Annotated in this window: 15 protein-coding genes; 6 read left to right on the top strand and 9 right to left on the bottom strand. The window is 37.8% G+C overall.

Annotation, left to right across the window (positions count from 1 at the left end; all coding sequences use genetic code 11):
* Positions 1-68: 68 nt before the first annotated feature.
* The 5 genes from ACEN25_RS08395 to ACEN25_RS08375 all read right to left on the bottom strand — a co-directional run bounded on the left by ACEN25_RS08395 (position 69) and on the right by ACEN25_RS08375 (position 5858).
* On the bottom strand, positions 69-2234 hold the full coding sequence (locus ACEN25_RS08395) for a prolyl oligopeptidase family serine peptidase (RefSeq protein WP_441802516.1): 2166 nt from the start codon (positions 2232-2234) through the stop codon (positions 69-71).
* A 93-nt stretch (positions 2235-2327) separates the two neighbouring features.
* Complete coding sequence (locus tag ACEN25_RS08390) at positions 2328-3317, bottom strand: aspartate-semialdehyde dehydrogenase (RefSeq protein ID WP_028377044.1); 990 nt, start codon at positions 3315-3317, stop codon at positions 2328-2330.
* Positions 3318-3617: 300 nt separating this feature from the next.
* Complete coding sequence (gene mscL, locus ACEN25_RS08385; RefSeq protein ID WP_441802515.1) at positions 3618-4040, bottom strand: large conductance mechanosensitive channel protein MscL; 423 nt, start codon at positions 4038-4040, stop codon at positions 3618-3620.
* A gap of 78 nt (positions 4041-4118) precedes the next feature.
* Positions 4119-5216 carry an alanine racemase gene (alr, locus tag ACEN25_RS08380; RefSeq protein WP_441802514.1) on the bottom strand — a complete coding sequence of 366 codons (1098 nt, stop codon included), beginning with the start codon at positions 5214-5216 and terminating at the stop codon, positions 4119-4121.
* A complete protein-coding gene (locus ACEN25_RS08375; RefSeq protein ID WP_028377041.1) occupies positions 5217-5858 on the bottom strand; it encodes a thymidine kinase in 642 nt (213 codons plus the stop codon). It lies immediately after the preceding gene.
* Between the two features lie 100 nt (positions 5859-5958).
* Here ACEN25_RS08375 and ACEN25_RS08370 point away from each other — a divergent pair, with 100 nt between their 5' ends.
* Together ACEN25_RS08370 and rsmI are read left to right on the top strand one after the other, a co-directional pair.
* Positions 5959-6840 (top strand): hypothetical protein, encoded by an 882-nt coding sequence (locus tag ACEN25_RS08370; RefSeq protein WP_441802513.1) that lies wholly within the window; start codon positions 5959-5961, stop codon positions 6838-6840.
* A gap of 10 nt (positions 6841-6850) precedes the next feature.
* Positions 6851-7528, top strand: coding sequence for a 16S rRNA (cytidine(1402)-2'-O)-methyltransferase (gene rsmI, locus ACEN25_RS08365; protein ID WP_441802512.1), 678 nt, complete (start codon positions 6851-6853; stop codon positions 7526-7528).
* On the opposite strand, the gene ACEN25_RS08360 is transcribed toward rsmI, so the two are convergent.
* On the bottom strand, positions 7525-7953 hold the full coding sequence (locus ACEN25_RS08360; RefSeq protein ID WP_441802511.1) for a hypothetical protein: 429 nt from the start codon (positions 7951-7953) through the stop codon (positions 7525-7527). The genes rsmI and ACEN25_RS08360 overlap by 4 nt on opposite strands.
* Positions 7954-8088: 135 nt before the next feature.
* On the opposite strand from ACEN25_RS08360, the gene ACEN25_RS08355 reads away from it, so the two are divergent.
* Genes ACEN25_RS08355 through ACEN25_RS08345 form a run of 3 tightly spaced genes read left to right on the top strand, consistent with a single transcriptional unit; the run spans position 8089 to position 11736 of the window.
* Positions 8089-9636, top strand: coding sequence for an SPOR domain-containing protein (locus tag ACEN25_RS08355; RefSeq protein ID WP_441802510.1), 1548 nt, complete (start codon positions 8089-8091; stop codon positions 9634-9636).
* Entirely contained in the window at positions 9636-11330 is a 1695-nt protein-coding gene (gene recJ / locus ACEN25_RS08350) for a single-stranded-DNA-specific exonuclease RecJ (protein ID WP_441802509.1), read from the top strand. Before ACEN25_RS08355 ends, recJ begins: the two co-directional genes overlap by 1 nt.
* Before the next feature lie 58 nt (positions 11331-11388).
* Positions 11389-11736 (top strand): hypothetical protein, encoded by a 348-nt coding sequence (locus ACEN25_RS08345; RefSeq protein WP_441802508.1) that lies wholly within the window; start codon positions 11389-11391, stop codon positions 11734-11736.
* Here the strand turns inward: ACEN25_RS08345 and ACEN25_RS08340 are convergent.
* On the bottom strand, positions 11729-12511 hold the full coding sequence (locus ACEN25_RS08340) for a UDP-2,3-diacylglucosamine diphosphatase (protein ID WP_441802507.1): 783 nt from the start codon (positions 12509-12511) through the stop codon (positions 11729-11731). The genes ACEN25_RS08345 and ACEN25_RS08340 overlap by 8 nt on opposite strands.
* Before the next feature lie 41 nt (positions 12512-12552).
* Positions 12553-13002, bottom strand: a complete 450-nt coding sequence (locus tag ACEN25_RS08335; protein WP_441802506.1) for a 6-pyruvoyl trahydropterin synthase family protein — start codon at positions 13000-13002, stop codon at positions 12553-12555.
* A gap of 211 nt (positions 13003-13213) precedes the next feature.
* Here ACEN25_RS08335 and ACEN25_RS08330 point away from each other — a divergent pair, with 211 nt between their 5' ends.
* Positions 13214-13861, top strand: coding sequence for a 2OG-Fe(II) oxygenase (locus ACEN25_RS08330; RefSeq protein ID WP_441802505.1), 648 nt, complete (start codon positions 13214-13216; stop codon positions 13859-13861).
* 11 nt (positions 13862-13872) lie between these two features.
* Here the strand turns inward: ACEN25_RS08330 and ACEN25_RS08325 are convergent, their stop codons facing one another.
* Positions 13873-15210: an MATE family efflux transporter gene (locus tag ACEN25_RS08325; RefSeq protein ID WP_441802504.1), complete on the bottom strand. Its 1338-nt coding sequence runs from the start codon at positions 15208-15210 to the stop codon at positions 13873-13875.
* Between the last annotated feature and the right edge of the window lie 4 nt (positions 15211-15214).

Below are 15214 nucleotides of genomic sequence, written 5' to 3'. Positions count from 1 at the left end.
TTTCAAAACGAGTAGGGTCTTATTAAGAACTTAAAGAGTTATCTTATTTACAGATGTGCTTTCCGCAATTAACCCTTTACTTTTTTCTGAATTTTTAAAGGAAGTTCGTCAAATCCCATATTATAGAGTGTAAAAGCATATATATCTGCGGTCTGTTCTATTTGTTTGCTTACGGGAGTTCCCGCTCCGTGACCCGCATCAGTCTCAATACGTATTAACACCGGTGCATCACCTGCTTGCTTTTCCTGCAATTCTGCAGCAAATTTAAAACTGTGAGCGGGAACAACTCGATCATCGTGATCTCCAGTTGTCACCAATGTGGCAGGGTATTTAGTTCCGGCTTTTACATTATGAACGGGTGAATAGCCTTTAATATATTCAAACATTTCTTTACTGTCTTCGGAAGTGCCATAATCGTACGCCCAGCCGGCACCGGCGGTGAAGGTGTGGTAGCGTAACATATCCATAACCCCAACTGCGGGTAGCGCCACTTTCATTAAATCTGGACGCTGCGTCATGGTCGCCCCTACGAGCAAACCGCCATTAGAACCACCGCGAATGGCTAAATAATCACTCGAAGTATAGTTTTCTGCAGTCAAATATTCTGCGGCAGCGATAAAATCGTCAAATACATTTTGTTTCTGCATTTTAGTTCCTGCATCGTGCCATTCTTTCCCATACTCGCCACCTCCACGAAGGTTAGGTACAGCGTAAACACCGCCCATTTCCATCCAGATTGCATTGGTGATGCTGAATGATGGCGTGAGCGAAATATTAAATCCGCCATAGGCATAAAGGATTGTTGGATTCTTACCGTTGAGTTCTAATCCTTTTTTATAAGTGATAATCATTGGTACCTTAGTACCATCTTTTGAAGTATAAAAAACTTGCTTACTCTCGTAATTTTCAGGATTGAAATCAATAGCAGGCTTGCGGAATAATTCTGATTTACCGGAAGCGATGTCGTATTTGTAAATGCTTCCGGGAGTGGTGTAATTGGTAAAGCTGTAATACAATTCGGTTTCTTCTTTTTTAGCACCAAAACCTCCTGCGCTACCAATACCCGGTAATTCTACTTCGCGCACTAATCTGCCATCATAGTCATACTGCTTAATTTGTGAAACAGCGTCCACCATATATTCGGTGAAGAAGTAGCCCCCGGCAGTAGAAGGCGACAGTACATTTGTAGTTTCCGGAATAAAATCTACCCAGTTTTCAGGAGTGGGATTTGAGGCGTCAACCGTAACAATTTTCTTGTTAGGCGCATCTTTATCGGTTACTAAAAAAAGTTTTGAACCTACATTTTCAATAATCGAGGTATTGGTGTCCTCATTGTCTAAAATCGTGATGAAAGAACTTCCCGGTTTAAAAAGATCTTTAATAAATAACTTGTTACCTGAAGTCGCATTACTCGCACTTACTATGAGATACTTGTTATCTTCTGTAGTAGCCGCACCAATATAGCGGTGTTTTTGCTCTGGTGTACCGCCAAATATTAATTCATCAGTTTTTTGAGCGGTATTTAATTTATGGTAATATACTTTATGCTGATCTGTTTTTGCTGAAAGTTCGCTTCCTTCAGGCTTGTCGTAACTCGAATAATAAAACCCGTCATTCTCTTTCCAGGAAATTCCACTAAATTTTATATCGACCAGAGTGTCTTCGGTTATTTCTTTAGTTTCAGCATTCATTACTAAAACCTTACGCCAGTCGCTACCTCCTTCAGAGATACTGTATGCAGCCAGAGAACCATCTTCAGAAAAGCTTAAACCACCTAAGGAAACGGTACCATCTTCAGAAAAGTTATTAGGATCTAAAAATACTTCTGCGGTTGAAGGATCTGCATCGGTTTTATAGCGGTAAATCACATACTGATTTTGAAGTCCGTCATTTTTATAAAAATAGGTATAGTTGCCTTCTTTAAAGGGAGCGCCAATTTTTTCGTAATTCCAGATTTTCTCCAGTTTTTTCTTTATTTCTTCCTTAAATGGAATTTTGTCTAAATATCCAAAAGTGGTTTTGTTTTCTGCTTTAACCCAGGCTTCAGTTTCTGCACTGCGGTCATCCTCTAACCATCGATACGGGTCAGGAACCTGAGTGCCAAAATAGGTGTCAATAGTATCAACTTTTTTAGTTTCGGGGTAAATCATTTTAGAGGATTTTTCTCGTATGGTTTGCGCTTGAAGAATCGTTCCGAAGGAAGCGAAACAGAACATGAGAGTTAATTTTTTCATAGCATTTTAATTGATTTCTCTCAAATATACCTATAAAAAAACCTCCTAAACACAGTGGTTAGAAGGTTTTAACTATTTGTTAGGAAATTGATTTTAGACCAAACCCTGAGCGGTTAAATATTCTGCAATCTGTACCGCGTTTGTTGCTGCACCTTTACGCAGGTTATCTGCAACCACCCACAAATTTAAGGTGTTTTCCTGTGAAAAATCACGACGGATACGACCTACAAATACATCATCTTTACCGTGTGCATAGATAGGCATAGGGTAGGTGTTTGTGTCTGGATTATCCTGTACGGTAACGCCGTCTTGAGCTTGCAGGAGCTGACGAACTTCAGAAAGATCAAAATCATTTTCAAACTGAACGTTTATTGCTTCAGAATGACCACCCACAACCGGAATACGTACTGCTGTTGCAGTAACTGCAATACTGCGATCACCTAAAATTTTCTGAGTCTCGTTAACGAGTTTCATTTCTTCTTTAGTGTATCCGTTTTCTGTAAATACGTCACAGGCAGGAATTGCATTACGGTGAATAGGGTAATTGTAGGCCATCTCGCCTTTTTCCCCATTGTACTCATTTTCTAGTTGCTGCACTGCTTTAACACCAGTACCCGTAATAGATTGGTATGTTGAGATTACTAAACGTTTAATCTTATATTTTTTATGCAAAGGAGCCAGAGCCAATACCATTTGAATGGTAGAACAGTTAGGGTTTGCAATAATCTTGTCTGAAGCCGTTAATTCACCTGCATTGATCTCAGGAACGATTAATTTTTTATCGGCATCCATTCTCCAGGCAGAAGAATTATCGACCACAACTGTACCAACCTCAGCAAATTTAGGAGCAAATTCTAAAGAGGTATTACCACCTGCAGAAAAGATTGCGATATCCGGGCGTGCCGCAATAGCATCATTCATAGAGCTTATGGTGTAGTCTTTGCCTCTATAAGAAACAGTTTTACCTACAGAGCGTTCACTCGCTACAGGAATTAATTCGGTTATTGGGAAGTTGCGTTCAGCTAATACTTGCAACATCACGTGGCCTACCATCCCGGTAGCGCCTACAACAGCTACTTTCATAAATTTTAATTTAGCGTATAAATAATCTCAGCTTTTTAAGTGTTGAGATTTGTATTTTTAATCAAACAAACAGGGGTAAAATACTGTTTGGTTTGAGAGAGGCCAAAAGTAATAACTCCTTCTAAAAAAGGAGACTATCTTTTTAAAAATGTACACATTTGTTTTAAAAGTGACATTTTGTATAATTTCAACCAATTTTGTTAGATATATAACAAAAAAGAACCCCCGGTAGATGCCGAGGGTTTAGTTAAAAAAAATCTGCAGTGCAGCGGTTCGTGCTCAAAGCACGTTTATCGTAAATTATTTCTTTCTTAATTCGTCGCGAATTTCAATAAGTAATTCTTCTTGAGTAGGACCTGCAGGCGCGGCTGGTGCAGCTGCCTCTTCTTTCTTCTTGGTTTTCTCATAACCTTTAAGCAACCAGAAAATTACAAAGCCAATGATAATAAAATCAATCACTGCCTGTAAAAAGTTTCCGTAGGTCATAATAGCACCTCCGGCTTCTACCGCAGCCTCAACAGTTTCATAATTGCCACCGTCTAGTGAGAAAAATAGATTGTTGACGTTTTTTCCGCCCATGAGCACACCTATTACAGGCATGATAACATCTGCTACTAACGAGCCAACAATTTTATTAAAGGCTCCGCCTACAATTACAGCTGTAGCAAGAGCTACAATGTCACCTTTCATTAAAAAGGCTTTAAAATCTTTTAAAAATGCCATATTCAATTATTTAAGTTAGTGTTAAAGAAATGCTAATATAGTTAAAAATAGATTTGTTCGTAAAAATAATTAATCGATTTACTCAATAATACGACGTTCAACCCGCTGAGAAATTGCTGTTATAAGTTCGTACGGGATACTTTTTATACGTGCAGATAATGCTACTGCAGAAGCTTCTTTTCCAAAGACAATGACTTCATCACCTTCTTCGCAATCAATTTTAGTAACATTTACCATAATCATATCCATACAGACATTGCCTATTATGGGTGCTTTTTTTCCGTGTATCATCACATAACCTCGGCCTTTACCATAAGCTCTTGAGATACCGTCTGCGTGACCAAGGGGCAGGGTCGCAGTACGTTCTTTTTTAGCTGCTGTATGAGCCCGATTGTATCCTACAGTCTCACCAATTGAAATCTCGTGAATTTGAGAAATTACCGTTTTTAATGTGGCTACCGGTTTTAGTTTTAAATCTTCTTCCTGAGTATTACCATAACCATATAGACCTATACCCGTGCGCACCATATCAAATTGTGCCTGCGGGTAATTGATAATCGCAGAAGTATTGCTTTGATGCAATATGGGGGAATAGCCCAGGCCATTAATGATATTTTTAGAATTCTTAGTGAAGGTTTCAATCTGATGTATGGTGAATGTTTTTTCATTCATATCCTCACTTGCCACGAGGTGTGAAAACAAGGATTTAATTTTGATAGCACTCGTGGCATTTACCTGTTCTAAAATGTCTTTTTCATTTACATCTTTAAAACCTAAGCGGTTGAGTCCTGTATTAAATTTAATATGTACAGGATAATCTGTTATTTTTTTTTCTTCCGCGGTAGCGATAAATGCTTTTAAAACTCGAAAACTATAAATACTAGGCTCTAAACAATGCTCTATTATTTTTTCAAAATTCTCAATTTGCGGGTGAAGCACAAGTATAGGCGTGTTGATACCAGCTTCACGTAATGCGATTCCTTCTGAGGTATATGCAACGGCAAAATAATCGATGCCTTTTACTTCTAGTTTTTTAGCAATAGCAACAGATTCACTGCCATATCCGTAAGCCTTTACAACCGCCAGCATTTTTACACCTGGGTTCAGTTTAGATTTAAAGTAATCATAATTATGACTTAAAGCGTTGAGGTCTATTTCAAGAACAGTATGTGGCATTTACTCTGTTTTTTTAGGATTTTTAAGTACCTCGGGGTCCTTAACATCTATTGTTTTGAGACGTTCACGTAACATGGCTTTATAGTAGGCGCCTCTGCTTAGCGGTTCGTATTCTTCAGTTTCTCCCAATAATACAAGATCATCACTAGCTGCCTTTCGATAGCTATACTGGGCAAGATTGCCGGTACGAGTACAAACTGCATGAACTTTAGTAACGTATTCTGCAGTAGCCATAAGAGCCGGCATTGGGCCAAAAGGATTTCCTTTAAAATCCATATCAAGACCGGCGACAATTACACGTACACCTCTATTTGCAAGATCGTTACATACTTTTACAATTTCATCATCAAAAAACTGCGCTTCATCTATACCCACAACATCACAGCCATCTGCAAGAATAGGTATGTTTGCAGCAGCAGGAACTGGGGTCGATCTAATTTTGTTGGCATCGTGAGAGATAACTAATTCTTCATCATAGCGTGTGTCAACAGAGGGTTTGAAAATTTCAACCTTCTGTTTTGCAAACTGGGCGCGCTTTAATCTTCTAATTAACTCTTCTGTTTTTCCAGAAAACATAGAGCCACAGATGACTTCTATCCACCCAAATTGCTCCTTGTGATTTACAGTATTTTCGAGAAACATTTTGTATTTTTCAACCTCTTAAAGGGCAACAGTGCTATTTTTTGAGGGCTGAGCAAATTTATTAAAAAGACCAGCAATAAACAGAGCAAACAAAAAACTTATGAAGAAGAAATTAAAATCTGACTTGGTTAGCCTGGCGCATAAGATTTTAAAAATAGATTCCGATAGTGATTATGAGACTTTAAAACACGAAGCTCTTAAAATTTATGAGGCTTTATCTATCATGGCTTATGTTGAATCGCATTTTGAGGGCTCAAAACCTACAATAGGAAAGCGGGAGATTATTGAAGCTTTAGAACAAGAAGATACAGATACTCTAGAAGAAATTATACAGGAAGTACAGGAAACGCAACAAGCACCTCAGCTAAATTTTGAAACTACAAAAGAAGAAACAGACCTCGAGCGTATTGCACGAATAGCAGCATCTAATACAGAACTATTTGAGCGGTTAAGAAAGCCCGAAGAACCAACTGTTGCTCCACAAGTTTCAAATTACAGAGAAGATAAAACTGAAGAAAAAATTAATCAGGCGTCTCTTTACGAGCCTGTGATGGAAAAAATAAAAGACATTGTTGCGCAAATGCCTTCTGAAGCTGATGCCATTGACGAGATGTTTCAAAAAATAACGCAGGAGCCTAATTATCTTAAAAATGACCGAGATGAGATAGGTGAATATGGCCGTCTTCCTGAGTTTGAAGAAAAAGAAACAGCTAAAGAAGAACTAAAACCAAAAAAGTTAAATGATCGTGTGACCAGAGGATTGTCTTTTGGTCTTAATGATCGTATCGCATTTATAAAGCATCTGTTTAACGGCAGTGCTTCAGACTACAACAGAGTACTTTCTCAATTAAATACCGCACGCACAAAAGAGGAAGCTTATAATCTAATAAATACAATGATCAAACCAGATTATAATATGTGGGAAGGAAAAGAGGTTTATGAAAATCGCTTTATGGAATTGGTAGGTCGTAAATTTGATTAGAACAGGCACTATGGCCAAACTTTTTCTGGTTCCCACCCCAATAGGTAATCTTGACGATATGACCTTTAGAGCTATTAAAGTTTTGCAGGAGGCAGATCTTATTTTAGCCGAAGACACCCGCACAAGTGGGAAACTTCTCAAACATTTTGAGATCACAACCCAGATGCACTCGCATCATATGCACAATGAGCATAAAACTGTAGAAAACTTAGTGTCACGTATACAAGGAGGTCAAACCATTGCTCTTATTAGTGATGCAGGGACACCTGCAATTTCAGACCCTGGCTTTTTATTAACTCGTGCTTGTGTAGATGCAGGTATCGAGGTAGATTGTTTACCAGGCGCTACCGCTTTTATACCGGCTCTTGTAAATAGTGGCTTACCTAATGATAGGTTTGTATTTGAGGGCTTTTTACCCGTTAAAAAAGGAAGGCAGACGCGTTTCAAAATTCTGGCAGAAGAAGAGCGTACCATTATTCTTTATGAAAGTCCGCATAAGCTGGTTAAGACTCTTGCTCATATGGTAGAATATTTTGGCGCAGATCGGAAAATTTCCGTTTCACGCGAAATTTCAAAACTTCATGAAGAGACCGTACGGGGTTCTGCAGAAGAAGTTTTAAAGCACTTTGAAGCGAAGCCTCCTAAGGGCGAACTTGTAGTCGTAGTAGCAGGAAAGCCGAAAGATTAAACAGGTTCTATAGTTCTTGTTTTTTGAGGTTGTAATAAATCTATAAGCATGTTTACATCTTCTTTACTATACGTAGATACATCTATTTTAATTGATTTTTTCTTGCTTTTCCATAAGATTAAATGATTCTCAAAAGCTTCGAGATATTTTATTTGAGAATAGCGAAAAGCCTTAGTACTTCCTGTATTAAGTTTAAAATTGATTCCATTTTTAGAATAACGCACTACATTTCTAAACTTAAAAGGAATTAAATAGGGAAGAAAAAGAAGTAACATTCCTAAAGGTTGTATGAGTCTACCTATTGTTAAATTCTCTAAAAAGAAATGACCTGTAATTAATAAAACTGCACCTGTTGCCGGCACCAGAATGCGCCAGAGATGAGATTGATTTATAAAGGTGAGTTTGATTTTTGACGTTTTCATCATCTTTTTTAATTGGAGTTTTCTTCAGAAATTTAAGTAAAAAATACGAAAGCTAAAATAATCTGTAAAACCACACGAATTTGTAACTTCGGCAATCCCCTAATTTTCCTAAGTAATAATCTACTCAACAAAACGGCTATGTGCTTAATAATACGAATATTATGTTTATTTTTTGCTGTTTCAGGTTTTAGCCAGGGTGTTTCTTTTCAGCGGGTTAATGAATATTACCTGCACGGTGACAGTAGGGTAATTGGTAATAATATATTGAGTAGCGACTCAAGAGATGCCTATGATAGGCCCCGAGGTATAAACGACCAGACTGAAATGGTTTATGTAAATATAGATGACGACTCAGACACCTACAGCTCTAGCAGTGCAGATTTAAAAATACCGGCAAATACTAAAATCGTATATGCCGGCTTATACTGGGCTGCGACATACCCTGGTGCAGTAGGCAAACAAAAAGTGCGAGGTGGTCGTATTGTTTATGATTTAAAGAAAAAGAGAGATCGTCCTTTTGATCTGGTTCAATTAAAACTCCCAAATAAAAATGAATATATTCAAGTACAGGGAGAACTGGTTTATGATGGGATGGTAGATGGTAATACCGATTTAAAAAATGCCGCTCCCTATGTTTGTTACAGCGATATAACCCAAACACTTGTTGCTAATGCTGCGGGTTCAGGAACCTATACTCTAGCAAATGTAGCAGCATTAGAAGGGGAGATGTACGGGGGAAGTTCTGCCGGGTGGATGTTATATATTGTCTATGAAGATGCAAAGGCACCTTTACAATACTTTACAAGTTATCAGGGTTTTAGATACATAAGTACAGAGAAACCAGAGGAGTTAGTCTTTAAAAATTTCAGAGCGGTTTCTAAGGGAGATGTAAAAACCTCTGTGATATTAGCCGGTCTTGAAGGAGATCTTGCACTTGCTAAAGATGTGGTTTCGATTTATAGTAATAAACAGAAAAAGTACATACCGCTAAAAAGTAAAGTGCGCTTTGAAAATAACTTTTTTAACAGCAGCATTACGATAAATGACCTTAAATATTTAGAGCGATTTCCTTCTAGTAGTAACACATTAGGTTTTGATTTAGCCCAGATTAAAATACCAAACGTAAAAAACGAAGTCATAAGCAATGATGCCACCAGCGTGAAGCTTCAATTTAAAACAGAAGAAGACCGGCTGTTTGTATTTTTTAATGCCTTTCAGACCGAAATAAGTAGTGATTATTATCAAAATGTTATCGTAGAAGGTAAACCAGATAGTATTGTTGCACAACCCACAGAGCAAATATCAGAAACAAAGGAGTTCTTAGAAGAAAAAGAACGTGTTTCAGAACCGGTTTTGGCAGTAAATCAACCAGAAAATGCAGTACAGGAACGAAGTGAAGACCTATTAGAAATGATCAATGCAAATTCTGTTGAGGTCCCTGGGCTTGTAAGTGGTTATTATGTTGTAAACCACGTTTTTTCTAGTGCTAAAAATGCAGATAACTGGGCTAAAAAAATGGTAGATGCAGGTTTTTCGCCAAAGCAATTTGTGAGACCTTCAAACGGATTTCATTATGTATATATTGATTTTAGTCAAGACCCCGATGCATTATATAATCGTGTTAAAGGCTACCGAAAGATGAAAGATTTAACCAAATGCTGGATGCTTAAAATAAATTTAGAGTAATGCGCTGGACGTTAAAACCCACTCCTAATAAAGTAATTACTGAAGCTTTAGCTCTTGAATTAAAAGTGCCCGAAAAGATTGCGGTGCTACTGGTGCAGCGCGGTATAGACACCTATGAAAAAGCAAAGAAATTCTTTAGACCTTCGCTAGATGAATTACACGATCCGTTCTTGATGAAAGATATGGATAAAGCTGTTGCCCGAATCAATAGAGCTTTTAAACAGGAGGAAAATATTTTAGTCTATGGTGATTATGACGTAGATGGAACGACAAGTGTCGCTTTAATGAGTAGTTATTTATTAAGCCATTATCCTCAGGTTGCCACCTATATTCCCGATCGTTATACAGAGGGCTATGGTGTTTCCTATACGAGTATAGATTATGCCCACGATAATGATATTACCTTAATCATTGCATTAGACTGTGGTGTTAAAGCAGTAGATAAGATTGCTTATGCAAAAAAACTGGGAATAGATTTTATCGTCTGCGATCATCACAGACCGGGCCCGGTTTTACCAGATGCTGTTGCGGTACTAGACCCTAAACGAGAAGATTGCACCTATCCTTACGATGAATTGTGCGGCTGTGGGGTAGGGTTTAAATTAATACAGGCTTTAGAGCAGGAGAAAGGTTTGCCTGCTAAGACGCTAATTCCTTATTTAGATCTTGTGGCGACTGCAATAGGCGCAGATATAGTACCTATAACCGGGGAAAATAGGGTGCTGGCGTATTATGGTCTTCAGGTTATAAATACCTTACCTCGCACAGGTATACGAGCATTAATTGAAAATGTAAAAAAAGACACCCTTACCATAACCGATGTTGTTTTTATAATTGCACCGCGCATAAATGCGGCGGGCCGTATTAAACACGGACTACACGCTGTAGAATTACTCACTGAGCAAGATGAGGCAATTGCACAGGAAATGGCTGTGAATATTGAAAATTATAACGCAGAGCGAAAAGATCTGGACAAACTAATAACAGTAGAAGCTTTAGAGCAGATTACCACAAATAAAGAAGAAGGCTTAAAAACTTCTGTTGTGTATCAAGAAAACTGGCATAAGGGTGTTATAGGTATAGTGGCCTCACGCCTCATTGAAACCTATTATCGTCCTACGCTGGTTTTTACAAAAAGTGGAGATAAACTAGCTGCCAGTGCTCGTTCTGTTAAAGGATTTGATGTGTATGAAGCCCTTGAAGCTTGTAGTGAACATATAGAACAATTTGGTGGGCATAAATATGCTGCTGGCCTCACACTAAGTGAAGCTCAATACCCTGGTTTTAAAGCAAAATTTGAAGAAGTTGTATCGGGTAGTATAGATGAGCGTTTGCTTATTCCTGAAATAACTATTGATGCTTGTCTTGAACTACACGAAATTACCGCAAAATTCTATAGAATTTTAAGGCAGTTTGCACCCTTTGGGCCGGGAAATATGTCTCCTGTTTTTATGAGTAAAAATCTAATAGATACGGGCTATGGTAAATGTGTAGGGGCAGATGAAGATCATTTAAAATGTACAGTTACCCAAAGCAATAGTGCAATTCAAATAGGAGCTATAGGATTTAATCTGGGAGCGAAATGCAATCTTATAACTAACAAAAAACCATTTAAAGCTGCTTATTCTCTTGACCTTAATGAATGGAATGGTAATGTAAGTATTCAACTAAAACTGAGAGATATTCAGGAATAATTCAATTCTATTTAGATTAATTCTAAACAAGGTTTTATATTTGTGTAAAATCGGGTTTATGAAACATATTAAGATCATCTATCGCAACGAGTCTGGAATTTCTTTTTATTGGAAGACAGCTAACGTCAATATTCTTAAAGCGCAGGTAGTTTTTAGGGATATAGGTTTTTATTTTACGGTAGATCAACTTAAATTATTTGCTTTTCAAACGCAAGCAGCAAAGAGTCAGCACAAATGTAAAGATTGTTTAAATCCTAAAGAGTGTAGATCATTACTTCTAAAAACACCTTCAGACTGCATAGATCTTGCGGTAAATAAGCAGGATTTAGAAGATATACAGGATCTTTTAGATCAAACTATTTTGAGAATGGAAGCTCAGGCGTATATGCAAACAGCCCTTAATTAGGGTTAAATTCTTTGAGTTCAAAAGAGGTGCCATCGTATACGCCGTAGGTGTAATGAACGATCCAATCTCCTAGATTGTGGTAGGAAGAGTTTGAACCAACCTCAATTTTCATAGGTAAATGCCTGTGCCCAAATACAAAATAATCATAATGGTTAGTTTCCAACTTTCGCTTTGCATAAGCAGCAAGCCATTCATTTTCTTCACCTAAAAAAAGGTGGTCATCATCACCACTTATAAGCTTGTTTTTTACTGAAAGATACTGCGCAACGCGTACGCCGATATCAGGATGTACCCATCTAAAAAGCCATTGAAAAACGCTCGATTTAAAAACCTTTTTCATTCGTTTATATCCCTTATCCCCAGGGCCTAATCCATCGCCGTGACCTATAAAAAAACGTTTGTCATTAAACTGAAAAACCTGTGGGTTGTGATACACTGGTATGTTTAATTCGGTTTCGAAATAATCGTGCATCCATAAATCGTGATTGCCTACAAAAAAGTAGATAGCGATACCCTTATCACGCAAATCTGCAAGTTTACCTAGAACTCTTACAAAACCTTTAGGAACAACTGTCTTATACTCAAACCAAAAGTCAAAAAGATCTCCCAATAGAAAAATAGCAGCAGCATCTTTTTCAATTTCATTAAGCCAGGCTACAAATTTTAATTCACGCGGTTTACTGGCTTCTGCAGTAGGAGCACCCAGATGATTGTCACTAGAAAAGTAGATTTTTTTTCCTTCGGGTATTTTGGCTTGCAAAATGGGTTGCTTCATACCGTAAATTTAGGATAAAGTTGAGATGAATTTAACGAAGCTTAATTGTCTGAGGCATACCATTCTGCAAAACTACTGTCTGTTTCCTGCAGTTTTAAAGAGAATAGGCTAATGTTTTCAGGAAGGTATCTCTTGATTTTTTCTGCAAAGTCAATCACCATCATTTCACTGGTAGGCTGGTAATCTACAAGAAGAACATTGTGCCCACGGTCTGATAATTCTTTAGCAAGTTCAACGTGCGGTGTGTTTTTGTTGAAAACCGTAGCGTGATCAAACACATCAACAATTTCTGTTTTTACAATTTTTTTGAGGTCTCCAAAATCGATTACCATACCAAATTTGACATTGTCACTTTGCGAAATAGGGGTGCCTATTACAGTTACCGAAAGTTTGTAACTGTGCCCGTGTACATTGCGACATTTACCGTCGTAGCCGTATAATGCGTGACCGGTTTCAAATGAAAATTGCTTGGTGATGCGTATGTTACTCATACTTATTTTTTAAATTTTCTTATAAGTACCACTACAATTAATGCGATGGCAAAAATAACATAGATTCCGGTACCACTTATAAATTCTAAAAACTCCATTTTAATTCTAATTAAGAGTGTAAAAGTAGTAAAGTATATGCCCCAAGCCTAAAAATTAATGTCAAGAAAAAAGTTTGTGTTTTTCTATTGTTTTTTGCACGTAATTTGCGGCCATGGAAACACAACTTTTTGAACAGCTTAATTTTACAGAAAATCCTGTTTATGAGCTGGTTATATCAGATATTTTAGATAGGGGTTATAGTATCGTAGATGATTTTTTTGACACTTCTGAGATCGAAGAATTACGACAGTCTTTAAAAGATGTATATGAAGCAGATTGCTTCAAAAAAGCTGCCATAGGAAATAGGCTTAATGAAGAGATTGATAAATCTATACGAGGGGACTTTATTTTGTGGATTAATGAAGCCGAAGGTCGCGCCGTTGAGCGTAGATTTTTTGCTAAAATTAATGATCTCGTTGCTTATTTAAATCGCACGTGCTTTTTAGGGATCTTGCAGAAAGAATTTCATTATGCTGTCTATCCCACAGGAACTTTTTACAAAAGACACCTAGATACTTTTCAGAATGATGACCGTCGTAAATTGTCTATGGTGTGCTATTTAAATGACGATTCCTGGATTGCCAGTAATGGCGGCGAGCTCACCCTGTATTTACCTTCTGAAACTGGCGAGACAGCTTTAGATATCATTCCCAGACCTGGGCGTATGGTCATTTTTGAAAGTCAGGTTTTAGAGCATGAGGTTAAACCGGTATTGGCATCAGAGCGTTTGAGTATAACAGGTTGGTTGAAGACACGATAGGTTTTGAGGCTCTAGCTGTCAATTTTTGGTTTAAAGCGTTTTCTAAATTTTAAGATTAAAGCAGCACTGCGCACAACCATCCATACCGTAAAAGCAATCCATACCGCATAGAGTTTTAAATCAAAATAATCTGCGATAAATATAGCGGGTACAAAGCCAAAAAAAGTTGCAGCCATTAATACGTTGCGCAGGTATTTCATCTCACCCATACCTTTAAAAATTCCATCAAAAATAAAAGCAAGTGCATTTAACGGCTGCATCAGGATCACAATAAAAAAGATTGCGGTAAAACGAGCGATAACCTCAGGTTCTTTGCTAAAAATCAAACCCAGCTGTTCATAGAAAATTACAGCAATAAGCATTAATCCACCAGAAATAATCAAACTGTATTTTGTGAGCTTTTTACTAAGATCCCAAAGGCTCTTATAGTCATTAGCTCCCAGAAAACGACCGGCCAGAATATTACCTGCTGCGGCATACCCATCTATAAAAAAGGCCGAAAATAACCAGATATTTATTAAAATGGTTTGTGCTGCGATATAGGAGGCACCATAGCCGGTAGCAAATGAGTTTGCCAGATACAGCGCCAAATTAAGCGCAATGGTGCGCACAAAAAGGTTAAGTGCCATACCTAGGAGTCGCCAAAGTTCTGGGTGAACCGGAAGTTTTAATTTGAGACTCACCTTAGTTTTTGACAGCACTAAAATAAGTGATAGAATAGCCATAACTCCCTGTGCAATTAAACTTGCATAGGCAGCACCTTCAAGTTGCAATGCCGGGATGTAACCTTCAATACCATAGACAAGCGCAAAATCGAGTAGTATATTTAGCCCGGCTCCTATGAGGGCGACCACCATAGGCCAAAATGTATTTTGAAGTCCTCTAAAGATGCCAAATACGGCAAAAGTGAATAATGTTAATGGAAAGCCCCAAACCCGAATCGAATAGTATTGTACACAATATTCTAATATGAGACCCGATGCGTTATATAATGAAAAAATACCTTCTATAAACGGAAGAGTACTTACTAAAATAACAACGCTTAGTAGGATATTAAAATAGATTGCCTGTGCCGGTAATGTGCTAATCTCATCTATTTTATTTGCCCCATAATATTGTGCGATAATAGCTTGCAGGGCGCTACGAGTCTGGCCTAAAACCCATATTAAAGCTGATAAGAATGAACCTACGATACCTACAGCTGCAAGTACTTCGGTGGCATTAACGGGAACGTTACCTACTACGGCTGCATCTGTAGCAGAAAGTATAGGCTCTGCTATTCCCGCAAGAAGAGCCGGAATGGCAAGGCGGTTAATGTTTTTAAAAGAGAGGGTATTTGTTTTTGACATAAAG

It is taken from the genome of Leeuwenhoekiella sp. W20_SRS_FM14 (assembly GCF_052119605.1).
Classification (GTDB): Bacteria; Bacteroidota; Bacteroidia; order Flavobacteriales; family Flavobacteriaceae; genus Leeuwenhoekiella.
The sequence above is the reverse complement of the archived record's forward strand: the minus strand, read 5'-3'. Positions and strand labels throughout refer to the sequence as shown.

What these genes read in the sequence shown, in the direction of transcription:
- ACEN25_RS08395 (WP_441802516.1), bottom strand. Translation starts at nt 2,234, where the DNA reads ATGAAAAAATTAACTCTCATGTTCTGTTTCGCTTCCTTCGGAACGATT.
- ACEN25_RS08390 (WP_028377044.1), bottom strand. Translation starts at nt 3,317, where the DNA reads ATGAAAGTAGCTGTTGTAGGCGCTACCGGGATGGTAGGCCACGTGATG.
- mscL (WP_441802515.1), bottom strand. Translation starts at nt 4,040, where the DNA reads ATGGCATTTTTAAAAGATTTTAAAGCCTTTTTAATGAAAGGTGACATT.
- alr (WP_441802514.1), bottom strand. Translation starts at nt 5,216, where the DNA reads ATGCCACATACTGTTCTTGAAATAGACCTCAACGCTTTAAGTCATAAT.
- ACEN25_RS08375 (WP_028377041.1), bottom strand. Translation starts at nt 5,858, where the DNA reads ATGTTTCTCGAAAATACTGTAAATCACAAGGAGCAATTTGGGTGGATA.
- ACEN25_RS08370 (WP_441802513.1), top strand. Translation starts at nt 5,959, where the DNA reads ATGAAGAAGAAATTAAAATCTGACTTGGTTAGCCTGGCGCATAAGATT.
- rsmI (WP_441802512.1), top strand. Translation starts at nt 6,851, where the DNA reads ATGGCCAAACTTTTTCTGGTTCCCACCCCAATAGGTAATCTTGACGAT.
- ACEN25_RS08360 (WP_441802511.1), bottom strand. Translation starts at nt 7,953, where the DNA reads ATGATGAAAACGTCAAAAATCAAACTCACCTTTATAAATCAATCTCAT.
- ACEN25_RS08355 (WP_441802510.1), top strand. Translation starts at nt 8,089, where the DNA reads ATGTGCTTAATAATACGAATATTATGTTTATTTTTTGCTGTTTCAGGT.
- recJ (WP_441802509.1), top strand. Translation starts at nt 9,636, where the DNA reads ATGCGCTGGACGTTAAAACCCACTCCTAATAAAGTAATTACTGAAGCT.
- ACEN25_RS08345 (WP_441802508.1), top strand. Translation starts at nt 11,389, where the DNA reads ATGAAACATATTAAGATCATCTATCGCAACGAGTCTGGAATTTCTTTT.
- ACEN25_RS08340 (WP_441802507.1), bottom strand. Translation starts at nt 12,511, where the DNA reads ATGAAGCAACCCATTTTGCAAGCCAAAATACCCGAAGGAAAAAAAATC.
- ACEN25_RS08335 (WP_441802506.1), bottom strand. Translation starts at nt 13,002, where the DNA reads ATGAGTAACATACGCATCACCAAGCAATTTTCATTTGAAACCGGTCAC.
- ACEN25_RS08330 (WP_441802505.1), top strand. Translation starts at nt 13,214, where the DNA reads ATGGAAACACAACTTTTTGAACAGCTTAATTTTACAGAAAATCCTGTT.
- ACEN25_RS08325 (WP_441802504.1), bottom strand. Translation starts at nt 15,210, where the DNA reads ATGTCAAAAACAAATACCCTCTCTTTTAAAAACATTAACCGCCTTGCC.